The organism is Nocardia sp. NPDC050406, from assembly GCF_044459025.1.
GTDB lineage: Bacteria > Actinomycetota > Actinomycetes > Mycobacteriales > Mycobacteriaceae > Nocardia.
In genome coordinates, this window is record NZ_JBITIM010000005.1 from 188,331 (window position 1) to 214,566 (window position 26,236).

The 26,236-nt window shown below is 68.1% G+C and carries 19 protein-coding genes and 1 tRNA gene; 11 read left to right on the top strand and 9 right to left on the bottom strand.

The window, feature by feature from the left end; translation table 11 throughout:
• Positions 1-8 precede the first annotated feature (8 nt).
• From ACIBH2_RS32570 to ACIBH2_RS32595, 6 genes are all read right to left on the bottom strand, one after another.
• Entirely contained in the window at positions 9-1,850 is a 1,842-nt protein-coding gene (locus tag ACIBH2_RS32570; RefSeq protein ID WP_397124606.1) for an amino acid adenylation domain-containing protein, read from the bottom strand.
• Positions 1,847-2,872, bottom strand: coding sequence for an HAD-IIIC family phosphatase (locus ACIBH2_RS32575; RefSeq protein WP_397124608.1), 1,026 nt, complete (start codon positions 2,870-2,872; stop codon positions 1,847-1,849). The genes ACIBH2_RS32570 and ACIBH2_RS32575 overlap by 4 nt, the downstream gene beginning before the upstream one ends.
• A gap of 2 nt (positions 2,873-2,874) precedes the next feature.
• On the bottom strand, positions 2,875-3,855 hold the full coding sequence (locus tag ACIBH2_RS32580) for a 3-oxoacyl-ACP synthase (protein ID WP_397124610.1): 981 nt from the start codon (positions 3,853-3,855) through the stop codon (positions 2,875-2,877).
• Positions 3,852-4,949 (bottom strand): acyl-CoA dehydrogenase family protein, encoded by a 1,098-nt coding sequence (locus tag ACIBH2_RS32585; RefSeq protein ID WP_397124612.1) that lies wholly within the window; start codon positions 4,947-4,949, stop codon positions 3,852-3,854. Before ACIBH2_RS32585 ends, ACIBH2_RS32580 begins: the two co-directional genes overlap by 4 nt.
• Positions 4,946-5,218 (bottom strand): acyl carrier protein, encoded by a 273-nt coding sequence (locus ACIBH2_RS32590; RefSeq protein ID WP_397124614.1) that lies wholly within the window; start codon positions 5,216-5,218, stop codon positions 4,946-4,948. Before ACIBH2_RS32590 ends, ACIBH2_RS32585 begins: the two co-directional genes overlap by 4 nt.
• A 138-nt stretch (positions 5,219-5,356) precedes the next feature.
• On the bottom strand, positions 5,357-6,154 hold the full coding sequence (locus ACIBH2_RS32595; RefSeq protein WP_397124616.1) for an alpha/beta fold hydrolase: 798 nt from the start codon (positions 6,152-6,154) through the stop codon (positions 5,357-5,359).
• A gap of 179 nt (positions 6,155-6,333) precedes the next feature.
• Between ACIBH2_RS32595 and ACIBH2_RS32600 the strand changes: the two genes are divergently transcribed.
• The 4 genes from ACIBH2_RS32600 to ACIBH2_RS32615 all read left to right on the top strand — a co-directional run bounded on the left by ACIBH2_RS32600 (position 6,334) and on the right by ACIBH2_RS32615 (position 10,503).
• Positions 6,334-6,840 (top strand): MarR family winged helix-turn-helix transcriptional regulator, encoded by a 507-nt coding sequence (locus ACIBH2_RS32600; RefSeq protein WP_397124618.1) that lies wholly within the window; start codon positions 6,334-6,336, stop codon positions 6,838-6,840.
• The gene (locus ACIBH2_RS32605) at positions 6,824-7,741 is read left to right on the top strand and encodes a DMT family transporter (RefSeq protein ID WP_397124620.1); all 918 of its coding nucleotides are present in this window, start codon (positions 6,824-6,826) and stop codon (positions 7,739-7,741) included. The genes ACIBH2_RS32600 and ACIBH2_RS32605 overlap by 17 nt, the downstream gene beginning before the upstream one ends.
• Positions 7,741-8,223, top strand: a complete 483-nt coding sequence (locus tag ACIBH2_RS32610; RefSeq protein WP_397124622.1) for a DUF6924 domain-containing protein — start codon at positions 7,741-7,743, stop codon at positions 8,221-8,223. Before ACIBH2_RS32605 ends, ACIBH2_RS32610 begins: the two co-directional genes overlap by 1 nt.
• 279 nt (positions 8,224-8,502) lie before the next feature.
• Positions 8,503-10,503, top strand: coding sequence for an NACHT domain-containing protein (locus ACIBH2_RS32615; protein ID WP_397124624.1), 2,001 nt, complete (start codon positions 8,503-8,505; stop codon positions 10,501-10,503).
• On the opposite strand, the gene ACIBH2_RS32620 is transcribed toward ACIBH2_RS32615, so the two are convergent.
• Both ACIBH2_RS32620 and ACIBH2_RS32625 read right to left on the bottom strand, forming a co-directional pair.
• On the bottom strand, positions 10,486-10,701 hold the full coding sequence (locus ACIBH2_RS32620) for a hypothetical protein (RefSeq protein ID WP_397124626.1): 216 nt from the start codon (positions 10,699-10,701) through the stop codon (positions 10,486-10,488). The two genes, ACIBH2_RS32615 and ACIBH2_RS32620, sit on opposite strands and share 18 nt — an antisense overlap.
• Positions 10,702-10,861: 160 nt before the next feature.
• A tRNA-Pro gene (locus ACIBH2_RS32625) sits at positions 10,862-10,938 on the bottom strand.
• Between the two features lie 395 nt (positions 10,939-11,333).
• Here ACIBH2_RS32625 and ACIBH2_RS32630 point away from each other — a divergent pair.
• The 4 genes from ACIBH2_RS32630 to ACIBH2_RS32645 are packed head-to-tail and all read left to right on the top strand — an operon-like array spanning position 11,334 to position 21,051.
• A complete protein-coding gene (locus ACIBH2_RS32630) occupies positions 11,334-12,692 on the top strand; it encodes a cytochrome P450 (RefSeq protein ID WP_397124628.1) in 1,359 nt (452 codons plus the stop codon).
• Entirely contained in the window at positions 12,685-13,341 is a 657-nt protein-coding gene (locus tag ACIBH2_RS32635; protein WP_397124630.1) for a GNAT family N-acetyltransferase, read from the top strand. The genes ACIBH2_RS32630 and ACIBH2_RS32635 overlap by 8 nt, the downstream gene beginning before the upstream one ends.
• A 46-nt stretch (positions 13,342-13,387) precedes the next feature.
• The gene (locus ACIBH2_RS32640; RefSeq protein ID WP_397124632.1) at positions 13,388-19,681 is read left to right on the top strand and encodes an SDR family NAD(P)-dependent oxidoreductase; all 6,294 of its coding nucleotides are present in this window, start codon (positions 13,388-13,390) and stop codon (positions 19,679-19,681) included.
• Complete coding sequence (locus ACIBH2_RS32645) at positions 19,678-21,051, top strand: aminotransferase class I/II-fold pyridoxal phosphate-dependent enzyme (RefSeq protein WP_397124634.1); 1,374 nt, start codon at positions 19,678-19,680, stop codon at positions 21,049-21,051. The genes ACIBH2_RS32640 and ACIBH2_RS32645 overlap by 4 nt, the downstream gene beginning before the upstream one ends.
• A 2-nt stretch (positions 21,052-21,053) precedes the next feature.
• On the opposite strand, the gene ACIBH2_RS32650 is transcribed toward ACIBH2_RS32645, so the two are convergent.
• The gene (locus tag ACIBH2_RS32650; protein WP_397124636.1) at positions 21,054-21,983 is read right to left on the bottom strand and encodes a LysR family transcriptional regulator; all 930 of its coding nucleotides are present in this window, start codon (positions 21,981-21,983) and stop codon (positions 21,054-21,056) included.
• A gap of 137 nt (positions 21,984-22,120) precedes the next feature.
• Between ACIBH2_RS32650 and ACIBH2_RS32655 the strand changes: the two genes are divergently transcribed.
• The 3 genes from ACIBH2_RS32655 to ACIBH2_RS32665 are packed head-to-tail and all read left to right on the top strand — an operon-like array spanning position 22,121 to position 26,207.
• Positions 22,121-23,506 (top strand): MFS transporter, encoded by a 1,386-nt coding sequence (locus tag ACIBH2_RS32655; RefSeq protein WP_397124638.1) that lies wholly within the window; start codon positions 22,121-22,123, stop codon positions 23,504-23,506.
• Positions 23,503-24,255, top strand: a complete 753-nt coding sequence (locus ACIBH2_RS32660; protein ID WP_397124640.1) for a 3-hydroxybutyrate dehydrogenase — start codon at positions 23,503-23,505, stop codon at positions 24,253-24,255. Before ACIBH2_RS32655 ends, ACIBH2_RS32660 begins: the two co-directional genes overlap by 4 nt.
• Positions 24,252-26,207 carry an acetoacetate--CoA ligase gene (locus tag ACIBH2_RS32665; RefSeq protein WP_397124642.1) on the top strand — a complete coding sequence of 652 codons (1,956 nt, stop codon included), beginning with the start codon at positions 24,252-24,254 and terminating at the stop codon, positions 26,205-26,207. Before ACIBH2_RS32660 ends, ACIBH2_RS32665 begins: the two co-directional genes overlap by 4 nt.
• The last annotated feature ends 29 nt before the right edge of the window (positions 26,208-26,236 follow it).

The window sequence follows — 26,236 nt, forward strand, 5'->3', positions numbered from 1 at the left end:
GATGTCCTTCACACCTCGAATGCCAGGGGAACGTGCGATGCGGGGGCGCCGTCGTCGGGCCGCGCCGGGTCGGCCGAGAGCGCGGCGGCCTGTGCGGCCACGGTGTCCAAGTCGAAGAGCAGGCCGACCGAGATCGCGCCCGGCCAACGCGCCTCCAGCCGCATGTGCAAGGCCACCACGCGATGGGAGTTGCCGCCCATGTCCAGGAAGCGGTCCTCGCGGTCGAACTCGTCGTGCAGCAGAACCTCCGACCAGATATCGCCGACGGCCCGCTCGGTCTCGCTCCAGTCGTCGCGCGAAACCGATTGCCGCGCCGGGGAATCGGTCAGCCGGGCACGCAACGCCGCCTCGTCGAGCTTGCTGCTGCCCGCCGTGATGGGCAGGGCGTCGACGCAGACGAACCGGCCCGGAACCGACTCGGGCACCAGGCGTTCGGCACAGAATCCCGCCAACGCGCTCGGTCCCGGCGGCACCGCCGCGTGGTCGACGGGCACCCAGAACGCGGCCAGGTACACCTCGTCGTCCTCGTCGGTGGCGGGCAGCACGACCGCCTCCGCGACGGCGGGATGGTATTCCAGCACCGCCCGCACCGCGCCACATTCGACCCGCACCCCGCGCACCTTCACCTGACTGTCGGCGCGGCCGTGGAATTCGATATCGCCCTGGGCGTCCAGGCGCGCGAGGTCGCCGCTGCGGTACATGCGCGTGCCCGGCACGGCGGCGAAGGGGTCGGCCACGAATCGGGTCGCGGTCAGCGCGGGGCGGGCCGCGTAGCCGTCGGCGATCTGCTCACCGCCCAGGTACAGATCGCCGCGGGTGCCGCGGCGAACCGGACGCAGTCGGCTGTCCAGGAGATGGGCCGTGGTGCCCGCGGCCGGTGTGCCGATCGGCACGACCTGGCGCGGGGCGTCGGCGACGATATGGGCGGTGCAGGTGATGGTCGCCTCGGTGGGGCCGTATTCGTTGTGCAGGGCCACGCCCGGCAGTACTTCGCGGTGCTCGTCGACCAGGCGCGGTGGGAGCGCTTCACCGGCCAAGGTCACGACGCGCAGGGTGGGGCGCAGACCGCCCAGCCGCGGCAGCAGCAACCGGTAGAACGACGGCGTCGCGAGGAAGTGCGAAATGCCTTGGCGGCGGGCGAGATCGGCGACCGCGTCGACATCGCGCACGATCCCGGCGTCGGGCAGGACGGCGGTGCCGCCGACCGCGAGCGGCCACAGCAGGCCGAGCAGTGAGCCGTCCCAGATCAGGCGCATGGCCGAGAAGACGACGAGCGCGCCGTCGGCGTCGGTGGTGTCGCGGGCCGCGAGCATGGCGGCGACGTTCGCGCGCGAGACGACCACGGCCTTCGGTACACCCGTGGAGCCGGAGGTGGTGATGACGTAGGCGGGGGCGCGCCGCATGGGCTCGCTGGGCAGCGGCAGGTTGGGTGGATCCTGTCGCGTGGCGATATCGATCGGTACCGGTCCGCCGGTCGCATCCGCCAGGGCCGCCGCCGCGCCGCCCGGGGTGAGCGGGTGGCCGCCGTCGATGAGCACCGCGGCACAGTCCACCGCCTCCAGTACCGCGCCGAGGGCGGATTCGCCGCCGTGGCCGGGTTCGACGACGCACCACGCCGCCGCGGCGCGAAGGGCCGCGAACATGCCGATCACGGTGTCCAGGCTCTGTTGCTGATAGACGATGACCGTCTGCCCCGGCCGCACCCCGGCCGCGAGCAGTCGACGCGCGAGAGCCGCTGTCTCGGTATCGAATTCGCGGTAGGTGAGGGACCGCTCCCCCACCACGACGGCGGTGCGATCGGGCACCCGCGCGGCCTGGCGCAGCACGCGGGCGAGCAGGTCCGCGGTCATCGCCGCACCTCGACATGGCCGGTGCCGCCGATATTCTCGGCCGGTACGGAGCAGACGAGCAGAATACGGTCGCCGTCGGTCTCGGCGACTTCGAAACCGGCGAAGCGCAGTGTCACGAGCATGACCCGATTCACCGGTGTGGCAACGAATTCCGCGGCGGCGCGCGATCCCGCCGCCTGTGCCCGGCGCACCACTTCGGCGATGAGCGCCGTGCCGACGCCGCGCGACATGACCCGGCAGGACATGAGCAGCAGGCGCAGCACCGTATCGCCGCCGCGCCGTTCGGTCACAGCCAGTCCGATGGTGCCGTAGCCGCCGAAGCGGTCGGCGAGCGAGGCGACGAGCACCTCGTGGCGCGGGGAGGCGCACAGCGCCCGCAGTTCGTCGATATCGAAGGTGATGCCGGTGGTGTTGAGTTGATGGGTGCGCTCGGTCAGTTCATGCGCGCGCACCAGATCCGCCTCGGTGGCCTCGCGCACGGTCATGACCAGGTTGAGCGAGGCGAGGAAATCCGCGTCCGAACCGGTGAATTCGGTCTGCGAGGCTTGGCGTTGGCGCTCCGCGCGGTACAGCGACCGACGCTCGCGGGCCTCCGGCGTCGCGGTGGCCGGGGTGAATTCGGCGAGGTCTGGCAGATCGGCGATGCGTTCGGCCGCATAGCAGCGCACCTCGGGGAGGGCGGCGGCCACCTCGGCCAGCTCGACCGGGTCGTTGTCGATGAAGGCGATGGTGTCGCGGCCGATGTTCAGGGCGGCGGCGATGCGGCGGATGGCCTCCGATTTGGGCCCCCAGCTGATCTCGATGGCCGAGAACATCTCCTCGATGCCGTGCGCGCGCAGATGCGCCGTGGCGGCGGCCGGTTCGCCGCGGCTCGCGACGGCGTGCAGGATGCCGCGTTCGTCGAGAGTGCGGATCGCGTGCAGCGCTTCGGGTTTCGGCGTCCCGCCGTCGGATTCCAGGACGACGCCGGGCCACACCGTATCGTCGAGATCCCAGACCAGGCATTTCACTGTCTGTGCCATGCTCATACCCTTCGCAGCAGTCCGGCGCTCCAGGCGGCGACCGGGCTGCTGTTCAACAGCAGCGCGTACTCGCCGGACGCCCGGGTGGTCGCGGCGGCCTCCAGATTCACCAACATGTCCATCGAGCCCAGATGACCGTAGGCCGCGAGATTGGCGCGGCAAACCTTGTCGACCGGACGGTCCAGGGCCTCCTCCCAGAAGGCGAAAGCGCCGGACGACAGATTCTGCATGAGGATCGGGCCCACCGCGTGGTCGCTGATTCCGTTGCGGCGCAACAGTTCCGGAACGATGGTGTCGAATCGCTTCTTGCTCTCGACGGCGAGCCGGAAGGAGTAGGTGGACTCGTCGGCGCACTCTTCGACCCAGGCGTCGGCGTCGATATCGCGGTAGTCGATGCGGAACAGGTCCGCGTATTTGCCTTCGCTGCGCACGATCTGGTCGACGAACTCCCAGCGGGCGGGACCGTCGGCGGTGACCAGGACGGCGGCCGCGCCGTCACCCAGCAGTGTCATCGGGGCGCGATAGCGGTGGCGGGTAGGCGTTTTGGCCGCGGTGACCACGAGTACGGTGCGGCAGTGCGGGTCGGCGCGCACCAGGCTCGCGGCGAGAGTCAGTGCGGCGGAGACGGATACGCAGCCGAGATCGCCGACGGCGGTGGTGAAGGCACGGGTCGCGCCGAGGCGGTGTTGGAGCCGGGTGGCCTCGGAGGCCAGCAGGTACTGCGGCGCGCGGCCGGTGACCAGCAGCAGGGCGTCGACGGCGGCGGGTTCGAGCGCGGCCGCGTCCAGTGCCGCGCGCGCCGCCTCGGCCGCGAGATCGACCTCGGTCATGGCGTCGGCGGTGTGCACGGTGTCGATGCCGAGGGCCAACGCGTGGTCGCGGCGGTTCGCGGGCAGTTCGGCCAGCTCCGGCAGCGTGGCGATCTCGGCGGTGGTGTCGGGGAACCAGGTCGCGACCGGACCCAAGCGCACGTGGTCGGTCACGATCGCGCACCTCGCAGCGCATACTCGCCCATGGTCACTTCCGCGACCTCCCGTGCTCCCTCGATGATCTGCATGACCTTGGCGTCTCGGTAGAACCGGCCGATCCGACTGTCCGGCGCGCACCCGGCCGCGCCCAGGATCTGCACGGCGCGTTCGCTCACGGCGGCCGCGGCGGCGGCCGCGCCGTATTTGGCGGCGATGGTGGCGATCAACGCCTCCGGTGCTCCGGCGCTGCGTGCCGCGGCGGCGCGTTCGCACAACGCTTGTGCGCCTTCGACATCCGCCCAGCAGCGGCCGAGGGTGGCGCGGATCAGTTGATGGTCGGCCAAGGCGGTGCCGCCCTGAACGCGGGTGGCGGCGTGTGCGGCCGCGTCGTCGAGGCAGGCGCGGGCCAGCCCGACAGCTCCCCAGGCGACGGTGTAGCGGCCGTGGTCGAGGGCGGTGCCGACGACATGGGAGAGCCCGAATCCCGGCGGTGCGATCAGCCTGGTGGCGGGTACGCGCACGCGGTCGAATCGGATGGTCGCCAGGCGGGTCCCGCGCAGTCCGAGACCACTCTCGGCGGGCTCGACGACGACCCCGGGCAGTTCCCGCTCCACCAAAGCGGCGCACAGGCCGCCCGGCGCACGACCGAGCACGAGGTAGACGTCGGCGCGCTGGCCGAAGGTGACCCACAGCTTGGTGCCGGTGATCACGAAGTCGGGCCCGTCCGGCTCGACAGTCGTTGCGACAGCGGACAATTCGGTGCCCGCTCCGGCTTCGGTGGCGGCGAGCGCGGCGATGGCGTCGCCGGAGGTGAGTCGCGGCAGCCACTCGCCCCGCTGCGCGGCCGTACCCCACCGGTGCACCGCGGCGGTGACCATTCCGTGCACCGTGAGCAGTGACCGCAGACTCGTGCACGCCTGCCCGAGCGTCGCGGCCAGCTGCCCGAGTTCCCGCGGGTCGATCCCCTCGCCGCCGACGGCGACGGGCCGATCCGCGGTCAGGACGCCGCTGCGCGCGGCGAGTTTCACCACATCGTCGGGGAGTCCGTCTCGATCCCAGCGCGCGGCGTCCGAAATCGCCGCCCGCACAAGCTCGTCCACGTCGATCATGCGCGCTCGGCCCGCTTGCGTTCGACGAACGCGGCGGCCCGAGCCGCACTCCGGAAATTGTCGAGCTCGAGATCGTCGACGTCGACCTCGATCCCATAGGTGTTCTCGACGTGCACGACGATCTCCAGCGCCCGCAGCGAATTCACCAGTCCGAGTGCGAAAATATCGTCCTCGGCGGCCAATTCGTGCTCCGCCATCGACCCGAAGTAGGCCAGCAACTCCTTCGTCAACTCCGCGCCGCGCGCCCCGGCCCGCTCCAGATCCTCCACGCCATACCCTCTCGCCGTCCGCTCACGACGAGTCCTCCCGTCCGCGCCGTGTGTACAACACCAGACCATCGCGGCGGAGCCCCGAACAAGCCCCGGATTCCACGGGCAGTCGGTTACCGGGCAGTGTTCACCTCGCCTTCACCCGGCCGTCGCCGTCTCGCGCACCGCCTCGGCCACGGCCCGGAAATCCTTGCGCAGAATGTGCGAATGGTTGCTAGCGACCTTCGCGCTGACCTTCACATTGGGGTTGTTGGCGAGCACCGGATCCAGCGAGGTGCGCACCTGTTCCATCTCCCCCTTCTCGCTGCCGAGGCTGTCCCCGGTGGCCAGGACGAACCGCGTCGGGCAGGTCAACCGCTCCAGCACCGGCACACCCGCCGCCGCGAACTCATTGGCATCGATACCGATCTCGGCGTGCTGCGCCGCGCTCATCCGCGCCGCCATCCCGAAAGGCCGCACCAAGGGCAAGAAAAACCGCATGCGGTGGAACAGCTTTCGAATCCGCTCCCGTCCCTCCTCACCGGTCAACCCGAACGGCGCGGCATCCACGACCACCACGCCCAGAGCCCGCTCCGGATTCCGCTCAGCCCAGTTCCACGCGGCAATCCCGCCGTAGGACCAGCCCACCAACAGCGCCCGCTCCACTCCCCGCGCCGCGAGCACCGCGTCGATATCGTGCAGGGACGTCTCGAAGGAGTAGTCGGCCGACGTCTTCGACTTACCCCGAGCCCGCATGTCGTAGGTGATGTGCCGATAGCCCGGCCCGAGTTCGACGATGACCTTGCGCCAGTGCTTCTGGTCGGCGTAAGCGCCATTGAGGTAGAGCACGGGAACCCCCGAGCCGCCGGTATCGGTGACAGCCAGGGCGGTATCGCCGACGGGCACCAGGCCGGTGAAAGAGGAAGTGGTCGCGTTGTTCGCTGCGTTGTTGTTCATGTCCAGTACTGTCGCCAACCCGACTGATACCGACCTGATCCCAACCTGACACGCCCCCTGACACCGCATGCGGCGATGACTGCCGCGCGAATTCGCCTGCGCCACAGCCTTTGCCATATGCATGATCGAGTCATATGATTGAGTCATATGATTGAGTCATGCTTTCCCAAGCGGCAAACATGCTCGGCGCGCTCTCGCTCGTGGTGTCGTCGCAAGTGGCCGCGTCGGTCAAGGACGCGGGTGACCTCACGGGAGAGGACGCGGCGGTCATTGTGCTGCTCGGCGTGGAATCGATGACCATCACCGCGATCGCCGACGCGACTCAAGTCACCCACAGCGGGGCCGTGCGGATGGTGGACCGGCTCGAACGGGCCGGTCTGGTCCGGCGCGGCCGGGGTGAGGACGGGCGCACGGTGGTCGTGTCGCTGACCGCGGCTGGTGTCGCACAGCGCGATCGCGTGCTCGCGGCCCGGGCCGACCTGTTGGATTCCCTCCTGACCTCGATCACGGCCGCGGAGCGCGCCGTGCTCGCCGAGCTGCTGCGAAAGATCTTGCGAGCCGCGATATCCACCCCCGCCGCCGCCGTGCGCGCGTGCCGGTTGTGCGACGAGGAAAGTTGTGTCCCGCTGGGCTGCCCGGTCGAGGACCGATACCAGGAGATGCTCGACGATGGCGACTCGAACTGACCTGATTCAGACCCGTTCCGTACCGTGGTGGGCGATCGCCGCGATGATCGGTTCCGCGGCATGCTGGGGCTCGGCGACCGTGATGAGCCGTGACCTGCTCGAAGTGTTCACACCCACCGCACTACTCGTGGTCCAACTCGCGGCGAGCCTGCTCGCACTGACCCTCATCGCACTGCCGGAACACCCGACCCGGCACTTCGGCACCGACCTCCGCCGCGCCTCCCTGGCGGGCGTGTTCGAACCGGGCCTGACCTATGCCATCGGCCTCGCGGGACTCGCACTCACCACAGCCGGAAACTCCTCGGTGATCAGCGCCACCGAGCCCTTGATCATCCTCGTCCTCGCCTGGATGTTCCTCCATCAGCGCCCCACCCCGCGCGTAACCATCGCCGTACTCGTCGCCGCGGCCGGACTCGTCCTCGTATCCGGCGACCCCACGGTGACCTGGACAACGCCGAGCCAGGTCTTGGGCGACGTCCTGGTCCTGATCTCCACCGGCTTCGCCGCCACCTACGTAGTGGTCACTTCCCGTTTCTCCCAAAGGATTCCACCCGCCACCATGGCCACCGCACAGCAGGCGGTAGGCCTGACCCTCGCGGTAGCACTACTCCTCTGCCTCCAATTGACGGGAATCGCAGAGCAGCAATGGCATTCGATAGATCCCCCAACCCTCGCCTACGCAGCGGCATCCGGAGTGGTGCAATACGCCCTGGCCTTCTGGCTCTACCTCGTCGGCCTGAAATACCTCCAACCAGCCGTAGCAGGCCTCTGGCTGACCCTCACCCCCGTATTCGGCATCGCCGGAGCCTTCATCTGGCTAGGCGAAATCCCCACACCATTGATGGTCCTCGGCACAACGATCGTCCTCGGCGCATTGATCGCCACCCGAGACGGACGTTGATGAGCGGCAACGCCAATCCGGTCGCGAATGCCGTTCACATCAGCGTCGTGCACGATAGCCCTGTGAACCGAGAATTGCCCGAAGGCGAATCACTACTTCTGCGGACGGATTTCAGCGACGACGCGGCCTGGCAAGAGACGCTCGACGCAGTCAACCAGCCCTACGAAAGCGAAGGCTACGAGTACGGGCTCACCGTCGTCGACTCCCCCGAATTCCAGGCAGCGACAACCGAAGACCTCCCGAAACTCCTCACCTCGCAGTACTACGTCTACATCGTCGACGAACTCACAATCCGCGACCCGGAGCACCCGCTGCTGGCAGTCGAATGCGACGGCGACGGTGAACCCGGCGCGGGCCTGCCGAGTTTCCGGATCCTGCCACGTGAAGTAGCGCTGGCCGAGGTCAACCTCACGCTCGCGAACATGGACTTCGAGGATTTCGCATCGGCAGTAGACGCGGACAAGGTGTTTCGCGGCTTCTAGCGATGTAGCGCCGCCAGCAGCATCGGGAGCGAGCGGTGCAGTTCACGTTCCCACTACGGTGGGCTGTGCGTTCCGGCGGTCAGGCCCCCGAGGGGAACTCGGCGCACAGACCGTCGAGTTCGGGAACAGCGGCTCCCGGGAAGTGACCACCTTGACCTCGTCCAGGTTGGTGAGATGGTCTTGACACGCGCGCTTCGACCACACCGAGACCCCGACGAGGAGCTCGAGCGAATCCACTCCGCAGCAGGTTGTCGGCAACCACTGGCACACTTGGCCTTTATGACGGGTGGCGGGGAAACCATAGCGCTCAAAGTCGGAGCGAGTCTCGTGGGTCCGGCTGGCCGAACGGCCTGGCGCAAGCTGCGGCCAGACTGCTCACCGCAAGGTTTGGCACGGGCCGCAAATGATCTCGCATACGCAGTTCGGCAGAGTGAGGCGTGCCTGCGAAACCAGCTTCGAAGTGGGGCAGGAATAGCCATCGGCTTGCAGCTCCGAGAACTCGGACCTGCGACTGGAGAGCCACAATCAGGTGTCGCGCTGGATTCCTTCGAGCAGACCTACCAGGAAGGCTCAACTCCTCGTCGACTGCTTGTCCTAGGTCAGCCGGGTGCAGGCAAGACAGTCACCGCGAACCAACTCGTGCTCGATCTTCTCGCTCGGCGGGCGACGCTCACGGACCCGATACGGGCTGAAACGCCAGTGCCCGTACGGGTAAGCCCTTCCGGCTGGGACGGAAAGCGAGCGTTTTCAGCATGGCTGGCAGAGCAACTGACGAGCGAGTATCAGGTGGCCCCACGGGTCGCTGATGCCTTGGTAAGTAACGGTCACATCCTTCCAGTTCTCGACGGTCTCGATGAGATGGACCCGGAGGACGGTGAGCCGACTCGTGCATGCGATGCCTTGAAGCTGCTCAGTACAACTGCTCCATGGAGCTCCAGACCCCTCATACTGACGTGCCGCGCTAACGACTTCCACCGCATCCGCGAGTGCGGGGCATTTCCTCTGGTTGACGCCAAAATATACGTTTTGCAGAGCCTTGATTCGTCCGACATTTGGCTCGAACTCGAGAATTACCGCGAACGGCACGGATTACCAACCGATGCATGGACTCCAGTTCTGAATCAGATCACCACCAATCCCGAAGGACCTCTCGCCCGCGCATTGGGCTCCCCGCTGATGCTCGGTATGGCCGCAGCATTTCTCAGAACCGGAGGTACAGATGCGTCACTGGCGCTTACAACAGCCCAGGATCTAACTGAAATCGAGGATCTTTTGCTGGGGTCTTTGATCGTGGTCGCAATCGGCGGAATCGATGAAACTTCCCGAGGCCGATCGTATGATGTTCACGCAACACGGGTTTGGCTTGGCAACATAGCCCAACATCTCGAACGAGAGCAACTGGCAGGCCAGGGCTTCACGCTAGATCAGATCTGGCGTATCGCGGGCACCCGCAAATGTCTGACAGTTCATGCACTACTGGCAACTTTGGCGGTCGGCGGTGCCCTAGCTGTTCTCGACACATCCATTGGGGTCGATTGGAGCATAGCAGCCACGACCGCTCTCATCTTCGCCACAATGGCAATGTTGGCGTATGGGATCGATACGAGATCGCAAATACATACCCCAGGTTTTCGAGGTGCTCCCGAACGCTTTGCTTGGAAGGTTCCTGGACACTCGCGATGGCGCAGAGGCTTAAGAGGTGCCGTAATAGTCTGTGGGGCTTCGTTGGTGACCTTTGCTCTGATCACCGGGGCCGCCTGGCTCCTGGCACCCGCAACTTCGGTCCAGGTGGTCGCTTCCCTGTATCTGTTGTTCGTCAGCATTGCGGTCGCGTTTGGAATCATCAGTGGACTACTTGTCGGGTTCACTACGACCTTCGAGGAACGAGTTGCCTTGGGACAGAATGCACGTCGTCCCATTCGCGACGGTCAACTGACTGCTCTGCTTGCTGGTTTGACGGCATTCTTCCTGTTCGGTGGTGCAGGCACTGTCGCGGCGACTCTGGTGCCCGGGAATCAGAACCACGTGGTCAGAATCGGTATCCACTGCGGGGTATGGATGGCCTTTGCCGTCTGGTTTGTTGTCGGGTTTACTGGCCAGCGCTACCTGGCAGCGATGCTCATCTTCAAAGTCACTGGGATCTACGCCAGTCGGCCAGCGCAGTTCTGCGACTGGGCCTGCCGGGCAGGTATCCTGCGGGTCAATGTAGCCAATTATCAATTCCGCCATGCAACCTTCCAGCGATGGCTCGCAAATGAACATTCAACAATGAATCGCTGATTCTACGGCAGCGTCAGCGAAGAGGCCCGGCGCCGACGCCGACCATTGCGCGATCGAGCGCCGTCGGTGAATTACGTTGGGCCGCTGACCATCTTGCCCATGAACGAGCAAGAGGCTGGCCGGTAGTTCGTCGGGCGCGAGCGTGACCGCAAAGCGGCCGAGGCTGTTACCGGTCAGCTGAGTCGTCGAATCGGTCACGCGCCCAATGATGTCAGTGCGGTCCCGGCGATGGAGCCAGGGCCGACATAGCCGTTCACGACTCGCGTACCCGCCACGCCCGGCACACCCATGCTAGGCGCTGCGGCCCCCAATCGATCCAGAAACGTGACCGGGTGAGGGGCGGAATCCGCCTCTGGCTTGGTCGGGCTGACAGGATTTGAACCTGCGACCACTTGACCCCCAGTCAAGTGCGCTACCAAGCTGCGCCACAGCCCGTGGCTTCCGCTTTCGCGGTGCGGGGAGAGATTACCTCAGAGGGGGGCCGGTTTGCCTAATCGGTGGGGGGGTCGGCGTGGTGTGAGGGCTCGGGGTGGGGGTTCGGGGTGAGGGTTCGGGATGCTGGGGTTTGGGTTTGGGGTGGCCTGGTGGGGATTCGGAAATGGCTGCGGGTTTAGCTACTGTGCGGTAGCATCCTGCGGGACATACAGTGGGGCAACGGATTTGGATTGGGGGCGGTGGCGGTGGCGTCATCTGCCGGGAGTGCGAGTGGGGAGCTGCACCCGCCGAGATATCTGCCCGCGCCTATGCGGTGGCATCGGACTCGGGTGTCGTGGCGGGAGTCGTGGCGGTTGGCGGCGGCGGTGGGGCCGCGGGTGCGGGATCGGACGATCATGACCTATCTCGCGACGGGGTTGCCGGGGCAGGACGATGTGGTGGTGGCGCGGCTGCCGCTGGTGAAGTTCGTGGTGGTGCGCAGTCCGGAGTTGGTGCGGCACATACTCGTCACCAATCAGGACAACTACATCAAGTCCTCGGAGTACGACATGATGGCGGTGACGTTCGGGCAGGGGCTCGTCACCGATATGGACGATCGGCGCTACCGGCGCAATCGCCGGGTGGTGCAGCCGATTTTCGCGCGCGCCAATGTCGATCTGCTGGCGGGCCCGATGGTGGAGGCGGCGCAGGGGGCCGCCTCTCGGTTGCGGGCCGCGACCCTCGCCGACGGGACCGTCGACGTGGGGGCCGAGATGAATCGGCTGATGCTGGATATCGTGGCGCGCACCATGTTCGGGACGGATCTGTCGGGGCCGATCTCGAAGATCACGCTGACACGGTTGTTGAAGTTCTTCGGCGTGGGCGTGGCCATGAATGTGAGCCGACCGATGCGGGCGCTGTCGACGTGGGTGGTCCGCCATACCGAGAAACCGGAGCGGCGGGCGGGGTCGCGGCTGCCGGTGCGGGCCATGCGGGCGCTGACGTGGATCACCGCCCCGCACATCATGTTCGAGCTGCGCGGTGTCGAGAAGGCGGTGGACACCCTGATCGCCGATCACCGGTCCGGACGCATCACGCGCAAGGACAATCTGCTCGGCCTGTTGATGGCGGCACGCGATCCGGAGACCGGGCACCGCTACAGCGACCGCGAAATCCACGACGAGCTCATGACTTTCATCGGCGCGGGCATGGAGACCTCGGCGACGGCGCTCACCTGGGTGTGGAAGCTGCTGGCCGAACATCCGGACGCGCGGCGACGGCTGTTCGAGGAGGTCGACTCGGTGTTGGCCGGGCGGCTGCCGACCGCTGACGATGTCGAGAAGCTGGTGTGGGCCAAGGCGATATTCCTGGAGGCCATGCGGCTGCACCCGCCGGTGATGGCGCTCAACCGGGTCGCCAAACACGAGGATGTGCTCGCGGGCTACCGCATCAAGCCCGGCACCAATATCTTGATCAGCACCCACGGCGTCCACTACCACGGCGGAACCTGGGACCGGCCAACGGAATTCGATCCCTCCCGCTATCTGCCCGAGAACATGACGCCGGAGAAGCGGCAGGCGTCGCTGGCGTTCAGCGCGGGCAAACGCATCTGTATCGCACAGAATTTCGCCACCATGGAGGTGGTGTTGGCCATGGCCACCATTGCCCAGCGGTGGGAGCTGGAACTGGCCACCGAAGGCCCGATCCGTCCGCAGTTCTCGTTCATCGGCGCACCGGACAAGCCACTGCGGATGCGGGCGGTTCCTCGTGGCTGACAAGGCGGTCCGACCGATCCATCCGCCGCGCGCCGTCCCGCGGGTGCGGGTGCGCCCGGCGAACAAACGCGATATCCCGGCCATGGTGGAGCTCATCGATGGCGCGTTCCGCACCGATGATCCGTTCGGGGAGTGGATGTTTCCCGACGACGGGCGCCGCGAACGCGGTCAGCCCCGCATGTACCGGGCGATGATCCGCCACCAGTACCTGCCCGCCGACGGCGCGGCCGTGGCGCTGCTCGACGACCGAGTCGTCGGCGCACTGTTGTGGCAGCCCACCGACTATCGCGTCGGCGTGCTGCGCTATCTCGCCTCGCTGCCGGAGTTCGTGTGGGCGGTCCGATCCGACGGTCCGCGCGCCATGGCCATGGACGCCGCGATCGCGAAACTCGCTCCGGGACTTCCGCATTACTTCGGCACCACTCTCGCCGTCGCCCCGGACACCCAAAACCGCGGCGTCGGTAAAGCGCTCATCGCGCACCTGCTGGCGCAGGTGGAGAGCGCCCAGGTGCCGCTGCTGTACTTCTGCAAAGACGCGAATGTCGACTACTACCGCGCCTTCGGCGCGCAGACGCTGGGCAAGGTCCACCTGGATCGCCGCGGCCCACGCGTCAACGTCATGATGTGGCTGCCGCGCGGCCTGCGCTGAGCGATCGGCGCACTCTCTCCCCCTTGTACAACTGAAGGAGTCGTCCGTGTCGGACATCGCGATCGTGGGTATCGGCTGCCGGTACGCCGGTGGCATCGATTCACCGGAATCGTTCTGGGACTTCATTGTTCAGCGTCGTGACGCGATCACCGAGATTCCCGCGGACCGCTGGGACTGGCGGCGGTTCTACGATCCGGACCCGCGCGCGCCGGGCCGGATGTACACCCGCCACGGCGCATTCCTCACCGATGATCCGTGGGCCTTCGACCCGGAGTTCTTCGGCATCTCCCCACGGGAGGCCACGGTTATGGACCCGCAGCAGCGCCTGATTCTCGAAATCGCTTGGGAGGCACTCGATGACGCCGGGGTAGCGGGGCGCACCGCGGAGACCTCGGTCGGCGTGTACGTGGGTGCATTCACCCTCGACCAACTGGCGGCGGGATCCAGCGACGCGGCGCTGCCGCATATCGATATGCACTCCTCCGCGGGCACCTCTTACACCATGCTGTCGAACCGAATCTCCTACGCGCTCAACCTGAGCGGGCCCAGCCTCACCGTGGACACGGCCTGTTCGTCGTCGCTGGTGGCGCTGCACATGGCCTGTCAGGCCCTCGACAGCGGCGATTGCGCGACCGCGCTGGCGGGTGGCGTGAACCTGATGCTGCAACCGGGCACCTTCGTATCCATGTGCAAGGGCGGATTCCTGGCGAAGGACGGGCGCAGCAAATCCTTCGGCGCGTCCGCCGACGGCTACGGCCGCGGTGAGGGCGCGGGCATGGTGGTGCTCAAGCGGCTCGCCGACGCGCGCGCCGACGGCGACCGGATCTACGCCGTGATCAAAGCCACCGGGGTGAACCAGGACGGGCGCACCACCGCCATCACGGTGCCCAACGCCGAGGCGCAGCAGCGGCTGGCGAGCCAGGTGTGCGCACGAGCGGGTGTGAAACCCGAGGCGGTGACCTATGTCGAGACGCACGGCACCGGCACGCCCGTGGGAGATCCGTTGGAGCTCACCGCGATCGGGCGCGTCTACGGCGCGGCCACCGGCCGCGCCACCACGTTGGGTGTGGGCTCGCTGAAGTCGACTCTCGGCCACACCGAGGCCGCTGCGGGGATCGCCAGCATCATCAAATCGGCGCTGGCGGTGCATCACCGGATGCTGCCGCCGCAGGGCTGGCTCGACGACGAACTCAATCCGGATATCGACCTGGACGGTCTCGGAGTCGAGATCCAGCGCGACGCCCGCGCGGTCGACGCCGCCGAACGCATGACGGTCGCCGTCAACGGTTTCGGCTACGGCGGCACCAATGCGCACGCCATCCTCACGGAGTACCGGGCGACGGTCACCGACACCGGCGTGAACTCACAGTGCGTAGGTGTCCTCCCGCTCTCGGGCCGCAGTGAACGCGCCGTCCGCGACCTCGCGCGCGCGTACGCCGACCTGATCGCCTCCGGCGTGAATATCGACCATCTGACGGCGGCGGCGTGGACGCGCCGCCACCATCACCAGTTCCGATCCGGCGTGGCCTTCACCGAGCCCGACGAACTCCGCCACGAGCTGCGCGAATTCGCGGCCGGAGCGGGCCGTGAGGCCACCCGCACCGTCGTATCCCGGCCCACCGCACCGGTATTCGTCTTCACCGGCATGGGTCCGCAGTGGTTCGGCATGGCCCGCGACCTGCTCGCCACCGATCCGCTCTTCGCCGCCGCGGCCGAACGCATCGACGCCGCCTTCCAGGCGATCGCCGGATGGTCGATCCTGGCCGAACTGCGCGAACCCGAGGAACGCTCCCGCGTCACCAGCACCGAGGTGGCCCAGCCCGCCAACTTCCTCGTCCAGGTCGCGCTCCACGAAACCCTTGTCACCCAGGGCATTACCGCTGCCGCGGTGGTCGGTCACAGTGTCGGCGAGGTCTCTGCCGCCTTCGTCAGCGGCATGCTCACCCTGGACGAAGCGCTCGCCGTCGTCCACCACCGGGCGCGGCTGCAGGCGAGCACGGCGGGCACCGGCGGCATGCTCGCGGTCGGGCTCTCGGAGGGTCAGGTGCACGCCCTGCTGGCAGGTGACACCGGCGTGGATATCGCCGCCGTCAACAGCCCCGCCGCCTGCACCCTCTCGGGCGATGCCGCTCGACTCGACGAACTGGCCGAAACCCTCACCGACCAAGGCGTTTTCGCCCGCAAGCTCCAGGTCGAGGTGCCCTACCACAGCAGCCTGATGGACCCCATCCTCGAAGAGCTGCGCACCGCCCTGTCGGCCCTGGCCCCACGCCGCCCCTCGATCCCGTTGTACTCCACCGTCACCGGCACGCAGGTCGACGAGGACCTGTGGAATGCCGACTACTGGTGTGCGAACGTGCGCCAGCCGGTCCGCTTCGCCGACGCCGTGCACGCCCTGATCGCGGCGGGCAACCGAGTCTTCCTCGAAGTCGGCCCACATCCCGTGCTCGCCGCCAATATCCGCGAAATCCTGTTGAGCACAGGCGAGAAGGGCAGCACCGTCGCCACTTTGCGCCGCGCCCAGCCGGACCGGCTGAGCATGCGCCAGTGCCTCGCCGGGCTCTACGCGTCCGGCGCGCTCGACACCCGCACGCTCTTCCCCACCGCCACACCGCATCTGCCGCTCCCCCGCTACCCGTGGCAGCGCACCCGCCTGCGCGCCGACCTTCCGGCACTGGCGCAGCGGCGCTACGGCACCCCGGGTACGCACACCATGCTCGGCGATCCGGACCCGGCCACCGAACGCCGCTGGACCCTGGACATCTCCTCGGCCGTCCTGCCCTGGATCGACGACCATGTGGTCGACGGCGCGCGCATCCTGCCGGGCACCGCCTACGTGGATGCCGCGCTCAGCGCCGCCGCGGCGGAATTCGGCCGTGACGCCACCGCCGTGGAGAACCTGCGCTTCCTCGCCCCGCTCACCATCCACGACGGCGACATCCCGGTCATGGAACTGCGTGTCGAGGAATCTACCCGCCGCTTCACCATCCGCTCTCGCACCGCCACCGGCGCCACCTGGACCCTGCACGCGACCGGCCGTCTGGTCGACGGCACGTATCAACCCGCGAAAGTCGATGTGCCGTCCGTGGATTCGATGACCGAGTTCGACATCTCGGAGCTGTACGGGAACATGGCCCGCACCGGTATCGAGCACGGCCCGGCCTTTCGCCTGGTACGCCGGGCATGGGTGGACGGCGCGACGGTCGTCGCGCTGCTCGACGCCCGGCCCGCGTCCGACTCCGGTCACCTGGCGCACCCGTGCGTCCTGGACGCGGCATGGCAGGCGGTCACCATCGGTGACGACGGCGGCCCGGCCGCGGACGGCGCGAAGATTCCCGTGGCGGTGGCGGCCGTACGGCGCTTCGCGCCGCTGCCCGACGAGGTGGTGGTGATCGCCCGGCTCACCGGCACCCTGTGCGCGGATATCGACATACTGGACCTCGACCACAATCCGATCCTGCGGTTCGTCGGCGCGACCTGCCGCGCGGTGCCCTTCGGCGGCGGGGTGCTGCGACGGCTCGAGCAGCTGTACTACGAGGAGCGGTGGGTGCTGCGCGACCCCATTGACCGCACCGCGCTGCCCGCCGACATCGCGGCTACCCTGGTGGTCCCGCTCGGCGCGACCCTGCGCGCCGCCCAGGTCGCCCGCGCGCTACCTGGTGCCGAACTCGTCGAACTCCCCAGCGCCGCACAGGAATTCGACGATCTCCTACGTGACCGACTACACACGGCGCACCGGAGAGCCGAGCGTGTGCACCTGTGCGTGATCGCGGGTGACGGCGACGCCGAGGACGAACTCTGGCTGCTCGGGCGCATCGCCCTCGTCCTCGAAACCTTCTTCGAGGATGTGAATCCCGAACCGCTGCCGCTCACCGGCGACGGCGCGCTGTACGCCACCCTGGTCACCGAACGCGCCTTCGCGCACCCCGAGGATCCCGCGGAACCCGATCCCGATCAGGCGGCCCTCGCGGGTGCGCGCCGTGTCCTGCTCAACGAGCAGCCGCCGCTGCGCTGGCGTCTGATCGACGTCGACGCCGACACCGACCTCGACGCACTCCTCGCCGAGCTCGCGGTGCCCGGCGCGTTCTCCGCCGACGGCACCGACGAGGTCTTCCTGCGCGACGGCCTGCGCTGGTCCACGGTCGTCACCCGCGCCCTGCCCGACCGCCTCGCCGCCCTAGACCACGCCGAACCGCTCGCCGACCCGGACGCCAATTTCGGCCTCGACATTCCGCGCTCGCGCACCCTGTCGCAGCTCGGTTGGCGACGCCGTCCCCGCCCTGAGCCCGGCACCGGCGAACTGGAGGTGCGGATGGAAGCCGTCGGCCTCGGTTTCAAGGATCCGCTGAAGGTTCTCGGCGTACTCGGCGAAGACGAGCTCGGCGCAACGCATTTCGGCGTCGAACCCGGTATGGAGGGCGCGGGCACCGTGGTCCGCGTCGGCCCCGGCGTCGACGACTACCGGGTGGGCGACCGCATCGGCCTGGCCTCACCGGGCATGATCGAGCGCTACCACCGCACCCGCGCCGAACTCGTCGGCCCCACCGCGGAGACCATTCGCCCCGAACTGTGCACCTCCACCGTCTCGCTGGTCACCGCCGAGTACGCGCTACTGGATCTGGCCCGCGTCCGCCCGGGTGAGGTGGTGCTGGTGCACGGTGCGGCGGGTGGCGTCGGCAGCTGCGCCATCCAGGTCGCGAAACTGCACGGGGCCACCGTGATCGGCACCGCGAGCACCGACGAACGCCGCGCCTACGCCCTGGCCCAGGGCGCCGACGAGGTGGTGGATTCGCGGTCGCTGAACTTCGTCGAGGATGTGCTGGCCCGCACCGGCGGGCGCGGCGCGGATATCGTGCTGAGCACCGCGCCCGGCGAGATCGTGCACCAGAACTTCCAGGCCGTGGCGGAGTTCGGGCGCATCGTGGAGATCGGCAAGGCCGACATCTACTCCGGCGGCGTCCTCGATATGCGCGATTTCGACAAGAACCTCGCCTACTACTCCTTCGATCTGGACCGCATGCTGAAGCGGCGGCCCGCCGAGGTGATCGCGCGCGTCCAAGCGGCCAACGCCAAGCTCGCGGACGGCACCTACCGGCCGCTGCCCGTCGAGTCCTATCCGGCCGAGAACGTGGCGGCGGCCTTCGAGAATGTCTTGCGCTCCACCGGAATCGGCCGGACAGCCCTGGATCTGGGCAGCCCGAATCCACCGGTGCGACCGGCCTCGGCGGAGGTGGCGATCCACGCCGCCGGACGGTATCTGATCACCGGTGGATTCGGCGCGTTCGGCCTGGCCACCGGACGCTGGCTGGTCGATCGCGGCGCGCGCCACCTGGTCCTGGTCGGCCGTCGCGGCGCGGCCAGCGACCAGGCGCGGCGACAGCTCACCGCCTGGCGCGACCAAGGCGTCGAGGTCACCATCGAAAGAGCCGATATCACCGATCCGGAAGCCGTTGCGGCCGTGGTACTTCGGGCCCACACCCCGGAGCTGCCCCTGCGCGGCGTCTTCCACGTGGCCGGGGTCCTCGACGATCAACGCCTCGCGACCATGAGCCGCGACAGCCTCGCGGCGGTGTTCCGCCCCAAACTCCATGGCGCACGGGCACTGTACGACGCGCTCACCACCGCCGACATCCGACCGGACCTGATCGTGCTGTACTCCTCCGGCAGCGCCATCATGGGCGGTATCGGCCAATACTCCTACACCGCGGCCAATCTCGCGTTGCAGGCGTTCACCGAACAGCTCGTGCGGCGCGGCGAACGCGCCCTGTGCCTGGGCTGGGGCGCGATGTCGGGCGGCGGCATGGTCGACGCCGACGAGACCGTGCAGCGCTATCTGCGCATCGCCGGTTTCGACACCATCGATATGGACGACGGCACCCAGTACCTCGGCGAGGCGCTGCGGCTCGGCATTCGCTACGCCGCCATCATTCCCGTCGACTGGAGCAAGGTCGTGCTCGCGGCCCCGCAACTCGCGCACACCGCCCGGGTCGCCGCGCTCATCGCCGCCGCCTCCGCGGACGATTCGGCCGCCGCGCGGCTGCGCGACCAGATCGGCGCACTCGACGAAGCCCAGCGCGCCACCGTGGTCGGCTATGTCCTCGCCGAACAACTCGCCCAGGTCATGGGCGTGGCCGCCGAGGCCATCGACCTGGATGTGCCGCTGCCCGAACTGGGCCTGGACTCCCTCATGGCGGTGGAATTCGGCGCGCTGGTGACCAAGACGCTCGGCGTGGAGATGAACAGTATGCAGTTGGGCCGCTCGTTCAGCCTCGCCCAAGCGGGTGCGCGCATCGCCGATCTCGTCGTCTCCGGCGCGACGGCCCGGGCGGTGACCGCATGAGCGCGCACGAACGAGATATCGCCCGCCGCATACTGTCGGGAACGCAGCCACCGCAGCCGACTCCACCGCGTCCCACACCGAACCCGGTCCGCGCCAACAGAACTCGGCGCGCCCCCGGTCGGCAGTTCGCCGATCATCCGGGCGTGCTCGAGGCGCTGCGCACCCAGGAACGCATCCAGCGTCTCGTCGACACCACCGGGGTACCGCATCCGCTGTTCCTGTCCCCGGAGGGCCACAACGGTGCCGTAATCCGTTCGGGTGGACGGGAACTGGTGAACTACAGCGCCTACAACTACCTCGAGCTCGCCGCCCACCCCCGCGTCATCGCCGCCGCCAACGCCGCGGCCGAACGGTACGGCACCTCCGCCTCCGCCACCCGCATAGTCACCGGCGAGATCCCGCTCTACCGCGACCTGGAAGCCCGACTCGCCGACATCTACGACACCGGCGACGCGCTGGTGACCTCCAGCGGCTTCCTCACCAATGCCGCCACCATCGCCTTCCTCCTCGGCGAGGCCGATGTCGCCGTCTGCGACGCGCTCGCCCACGCCAGCCTGGTGGCCGGGACCCAGTGGGCAGGCTGTCGACGAGTCACCTTCCGCCACAACGACCCCGCCGCCCTGGAGGCACTGCTGCGCACCTCCCGCGACCAGTTCGACCGCGCCCTGGTCATCCTCGAGGGCCACTACAGCATGGACGGCGATATCGGCCGCATACCCGAACTCGCCGCCGTGGCAAGGAAATACGACTGCGCCGTCCTCGTCGACGAAGCACACGCCCTGGGCGTGCTCGGCCCGCACGGTCTCGGCAGCCGCGAGCACTTCGACCTCCCGGGCGATCTCGTGGACATCTGGGCGGGCAGCCTCTCCAAAGGTATGGGCAGCACCGGCGGATTCATCGCGGGCGACCGAGATCTGGTGCGCGCCATCAAATTCGCGGCCCCCGGGATGGCGCTGTACACGGCGGGACCGTCACCGTCGAATGTGGCGGCCGTGCTGGCCGGTCTCGAGGTCATGTCCGACGAACCGCAGCGCCTGGCGCGGTTGTGGTCCAACGCGCGCTGTTTCAGCGCCGCCTTGCGCGCACGCGGTATGGACCTGGCCGATTCGGAATCGACACCCATCGTCCCGGTGATCGTGCCCGGCGAGGTGCGCGCCGGATTCGCCGCCACCGCGCTGCTGCGGCGCGGCATCAACGCGGGCGCGATCATCGCGCCGACGGTGCCCGCCGGAACCGAGCGGCTGCGCTTCTTCCTCACCAGCGAACACACCGAGGAGCAGTTGCTGACCACCGCCGACGCGCTGGCGGAGATCTTGTCGGACGCGCGACACATCCCCGATGTGGCACTGGGACAAGATATTTCGTTCTGACCTCAGCGCGAAGGCAGTACCGTCCCCATCAGCATGTCGTGCTCGGCGCGTACCCGCGCTCGCAGCGCGTCCACCACCGCCGCCACCTCGGGACGGCGCAATGTCTCGGCGCGGGTCACCAGCCAATAGGTGAGCAGCACCCCCACCCGCTCGGGCAGCACCCGCACCAGGTCGGCGTGCCGGTCGGCCATGAAGCACGGCAGCAGACCGATCCCCGCCGCCGCGCGCGTGGCCTCCACATGCACGAAAACATTGGTGGAGGAGATGGATTCGCGCATGGCGGGCGCGAAACTCGACGCCAGATCCAGATCGTCGACCTGCAACATCGAATCGATGAAGTACACCAGCGGATGCCGCGCCAACGCCTCGATGCTCGCGGGCGCGCCGTGCTCGGCCAGATAGGCGCGCGAACCGTACAGGCCGAGGTAGTAGTCGCCCAGCGCGATCGCCTCGGCCCGACGCACCTGCGGTTTGCCGACCACCACCTCGATATCGAGGCTGGAACGTTGCAGTGAGGCGCGCCGGGTGGCGGTGACGATCTCGACGGACACCTTGGGATGGCGGCGCTGCACCTCCGCCACCGCGGGCGCGGCCAGATAGGCCGAGAAGCCATCGGTGGCCGACATCCGCACCACGCCCTCGAGCACCCGCTCGCCGCGCGCGTCGGCCGCCAGCGAGCGCACCGCCGATTCGATGGATTCGGCGGCCGTCAACGCCTCCCGCCCGAGCTCGGTCAACTCCCATCCGCCCGCGCCGCGCGTGAGCACCCGCCCACCCAACGCGCGTTCGAGCGCCGCGATCCGCCGCGAGATGGTGGTGTGGTTGATGCCCAACTCCTCGGCCGCCGAGACGTATCGCCCGGTACGGCCCACCGCGAGCAGCACCAACAAATCATCGGCATTGGGACGTGGAGTGGCGGAGGTCACGCTCATTTCTGCATCTTTGCAGATATCGGTTGCGGATCTGGGCATTGCGGGCGCGGATATGTGCATTGATACTCGGAACCGTTCGATTTGTGGGCCGTGTCACAGATGAGGGGTGACACGGCCGAACATGAAGGAGTAATGCGATGAGCGTCGGCGTTGCCTCGCCACGGCCGGGATCCGATCCCGTGCCCACCGGACTGCGCAGGGTGGTGACCGCGTCCATGGCGGGCACCGTCGTGGAGTGGTACGAGTTCTTCCTCTACGCCACCGCGGCCACGCTGGTGTTCAACAAGGTGTTCTTCGCCAAGGGCACCAGTGATCTCGACGCGATTCTCGCCGCCTTCGTCACCTACGCGGTCGGCTTCGCCGCGCGGCCGTTGGGCGGCTTGGTCTTCGGGCACTTCGGCGACAAGTACGGCCGTAAGAAGCTGCTGCAACTGAGTCTGCTGCTGGTCGGCGCGGCCACCTTCCTGATGGGCTGTCTGCCCACCTTCGGACAGGTCGGCTATCTGGCCCCGGCGCTGCTGGTGCTGTTGCGCTTCATTCAGGGCTTCGCGGTCGGCGGCGAATGGGGCGGCGCGGTGCTGCTCGTGGCCGAGCACAGCCCCAACCGCAGCCGCGCGTTCTGGTCGGCCTGGCCGCAAGCCGCTGTGCCGCTGGGCAATATGCTCGCCACGGTGGTGCTGCTGACGCTCACCTCCACCCTGTCGGACGCGGCATTCCTGTCGTGGGGCTGGCGCGTGGCCTTCTGGCTCTCGGCGGTGGTGGTGCTGGTCGGCTACTACGTACGCACCAAGATCACCGACGCGCCCATCTTCCTGGCCGCGCAGCAGCAGGCCGAACAGGAGAAGGCCGCCGGATTCAGCGCCGTCGAGGTGTTGAAGCGTTATCCCCGTGGGGTTTTCACCGCCATGGGCCTGCGGTTCGGCGAGAACATTTTGTATTACCTGGTGGTCACTTTCTCGATCACCTACCTCAAGGTGCAGGTCGGCGTGAACACTCAGGCCATCCTGTGGTGGCTACTGGTCGCGCACGCCGTGCACTTCGCGGTGGTGCCCGTGGCGGGCAGGCTCAGTGACCGCTACGGTCGACGGCCGATCTACCTCGTGGGTGCCCTCGCGGCGGCCACCTGGGGCTTCTTCGCCTTCCCCATGATGGATACCAAGCACAACGCCGTGATCCTGTCGGCCATCGTCATCGGCCTGGTCTTCCACGCGTTCATGTACGCGGCGCAGCCCGCCATCATGGCGGAGATGTTCCCGACCCGCATGCGCTATTCCGGTGTGTCCCTGGGCTATCAGGTCACCTCCATCGTCGCCGGATCGCTCGCCCCGATCATCGCGGTGAAACTGCTCGACTCCTTCGACTCCTCCGTGCCGATCGCGGTGTATCTCGCGATCGCGTGCGCCATCACGGCCGTCGCGGTGCTGATCGCCCGCGAGACCAAGGGCGCGGACCTGGCCGATCTCGACCGGGCCGATGTGGAAAGCCTGGCGGCGCAGACCGATTCGAAGACGGTGACCGCATGAGCGCGGGCGAACTGACCGGGCGCACCGCCCTGGTGACCGGCGGGGCCAGCGGTATCGGCGCGGCCTGCGCCCGAGAACTCGCCGCCCGCGGTGCGCTCGTCACCATCGCCGATATCGACGGGGTGAGCGCGAAGACGCTCGCCGACGAGATCGGCGGCACCGCATGGGAAGTCGACCTGACCGACGGCAGCGCACTGGAAGACCTCCGCCTCGACACCGACATTCTGGTGAACAACGCGGGCGTGCAGACGGTGAGCCCCCTCGTCAACTTTCCGCCCGAACGCTTCCGCACCATGCTGGCGCTCATGGTGGAGGCCCCGTTCCTGCTCGTGCGCGCCGCCCTGCCGCACATGTACGAACAGGGATTCGGGCGGATCGTGAATATCTCGTCGGTGCACGGGATTCGGGCCTCGGCCTACAAATCCGCCTACGTGACCGCCAAGCACGCGCTCGAAGGGCTGTCGAAGGTCACCGCCCTCGAAGGCGGGCCGCACGGGGTCACCAGCAATTGCGTCAACCCCGGCTACGTCCGAACCCCTCTGGTGGACAAGCAGATCAGCGATCAGGCCGCCGCCCACGGCATCGCCGAACAGGATGTCCTGGAACGAATCCTGCTCACCGAGAGCGCGGTGAAGCGGCTCATCGAACCCGAGGAGGTCGCCTCCCTGGTCGGCTGGCTCACCACCCCGGCGGCGGGCATGGTGACCGGCGCGTCGTACACCATGGACGGCGGCTGGAGCGCCCGATGACCGCCACGATGGGCACCGCCGCGCAATGGATTCCGAACGCCGAGGATATCGAGAACGCGCGGATCACCGATTTCGCACGATTCGTCGGCGCGCGCACCGGCCAGGACTTCCCGGACTACCGATCACTGTGGCAGTGGTCGGTCGACGAGGTGCCCGAATTCTGGCGGGCGGTGTGGGAGTACTTCGACCTCGGTGACGCGCCGGACGAGATCCTGGCCGAGCCGTCCATGCCGGGCGCGCGCTGGTTTCCCGGCACGACACTCAACTACGTCGATCAGGTAATCCGACACGCCCGCACCGACCGGCCCGCCATTCTCGCACTCACCGAGGGCGGACCGGTGCGAGAGCTCTCCTGGGCCGAAATGCTCACGCACACCGCCGCGTTCGCGCGGACACTGCGCGCGTGCGGCGTGCGTCCGGGCGATCGAGTCGTCGGCTATCTGCCGAATATCCCCGAGGCCGTCATCGCCTTCCTGGCCACGGCGAGTCTCGGCGCGATCTGGAGCGCCTGCGGCCAGGACTACTCGCCGCAGGCCGCGCTCGACCGGCTCGGACAGTTGGAGCCGACGGTGCTCGTCACCGCCGACGGTTACCGGTACGGCGGCAAGGAACACGACAAACGCGCCGAGATCACCGCCCTGCGTGACGGATTGCCCACCCTGCGAGCCACCGTCGCGGTCCGACGCCTCGGTCACGGCGTCCCCGGCGCGGTCGACTGGGACAGCGCGACGGCGGAATCCGGGTCCGACCTCACCACGGAGCCCGTGGATTTCGCGCACCCGCTCTGGGTGCTGTACTCCTCGGGCACCACCGGCAAACCCAAGGGCATCGTGCACGGCCACGGCGGCGTGCTGGTGGAGCACCTCAAAGCCATTGCGCTGCAGTCCGATATCGGCCGCGAGGACACCTTCTTCTGGTACACCAGCCCGTCCTGGATGATGTGGAACTTCCAGGTCGCCGGATTGCTGGTCGGGGCGACCATCGTCTGCTACGACGGCAGCCCCGGCGCTCCGACCCCGGATGCCCTGTGGGAGTTGGCCGCTCGCACCCGCGCGACAGTGGTGGGCACCAGCCCCGGCTATGTGCTCGCCTGCGCCAAGGCCGGTGCGGTACCTCGACGCGACCACGATCTGTCGGCCCTGCGTTTGGTCGGCGTCACCGGGTCGGCGCTGCCGCCGTCGAGTTCACTGTGGTTGCGCGACAATGTCGGTGAGCGGGTGCCGGTGGCCTCCATCAGCGGCGGCACCGACGTGGTGTCGGCCTTTCTCGGCGGCGTACGCACGGTGCCGGTGTGGCCCGGCGAGCTCTCCGCCCCGTATCTCGGTGTGGCCCTGGACGCCTGGGACGAACGCGGTCGCCCGGTGCGCGGCGAGGTCGGCGAACTGGTGGTCACCAAGCCCTTACCGTCCATGCCGGTGCGCTTCTGGAACGATCCGGACGGAATCCGCTACCACGACGCCTATTTCGACACCTATCCCGGCGTGTGGCGGCACGGCGACTGGATCACCCTGACCGAACACGGCAGCGTCGTCGTGCACGGCCGCTCGGACTCGACCCTGAACCGGCACGGCATTCGGATGGGCTCGGCCGATATCTACCAGGCCGTCGAGGCGCTGCCCGAGATCGCCGAAGCCCTGGTCCTCGGGATCGAACAGTCCGACGGTGGCTACTGGATGCCGCTGTTCGTCGTCCCCGCCCCGGGCGTCACCATCACCGGCGAGGTGCGCCAGCGCATCAATACCGCCATCCGCCAGGACGTTTCGCCGCGCCATGTACCCGACGAGATCATCGCCGCACCGGGTATCCCGCACACCCGCACCGGCAAGAAGCTCGAGGTGCCGATCAAGAAACTGCTCCAAGGCGCGGACGTCGCGCGGGTCGTCTCGCCGACAGCGATCGACGAACCCGAACTCCTGGACTGGTACGCCGCGATTCGGCCCGCACGCCCCTGACCGCCGCTCTCGGCCCGGCAGCCCGCCGG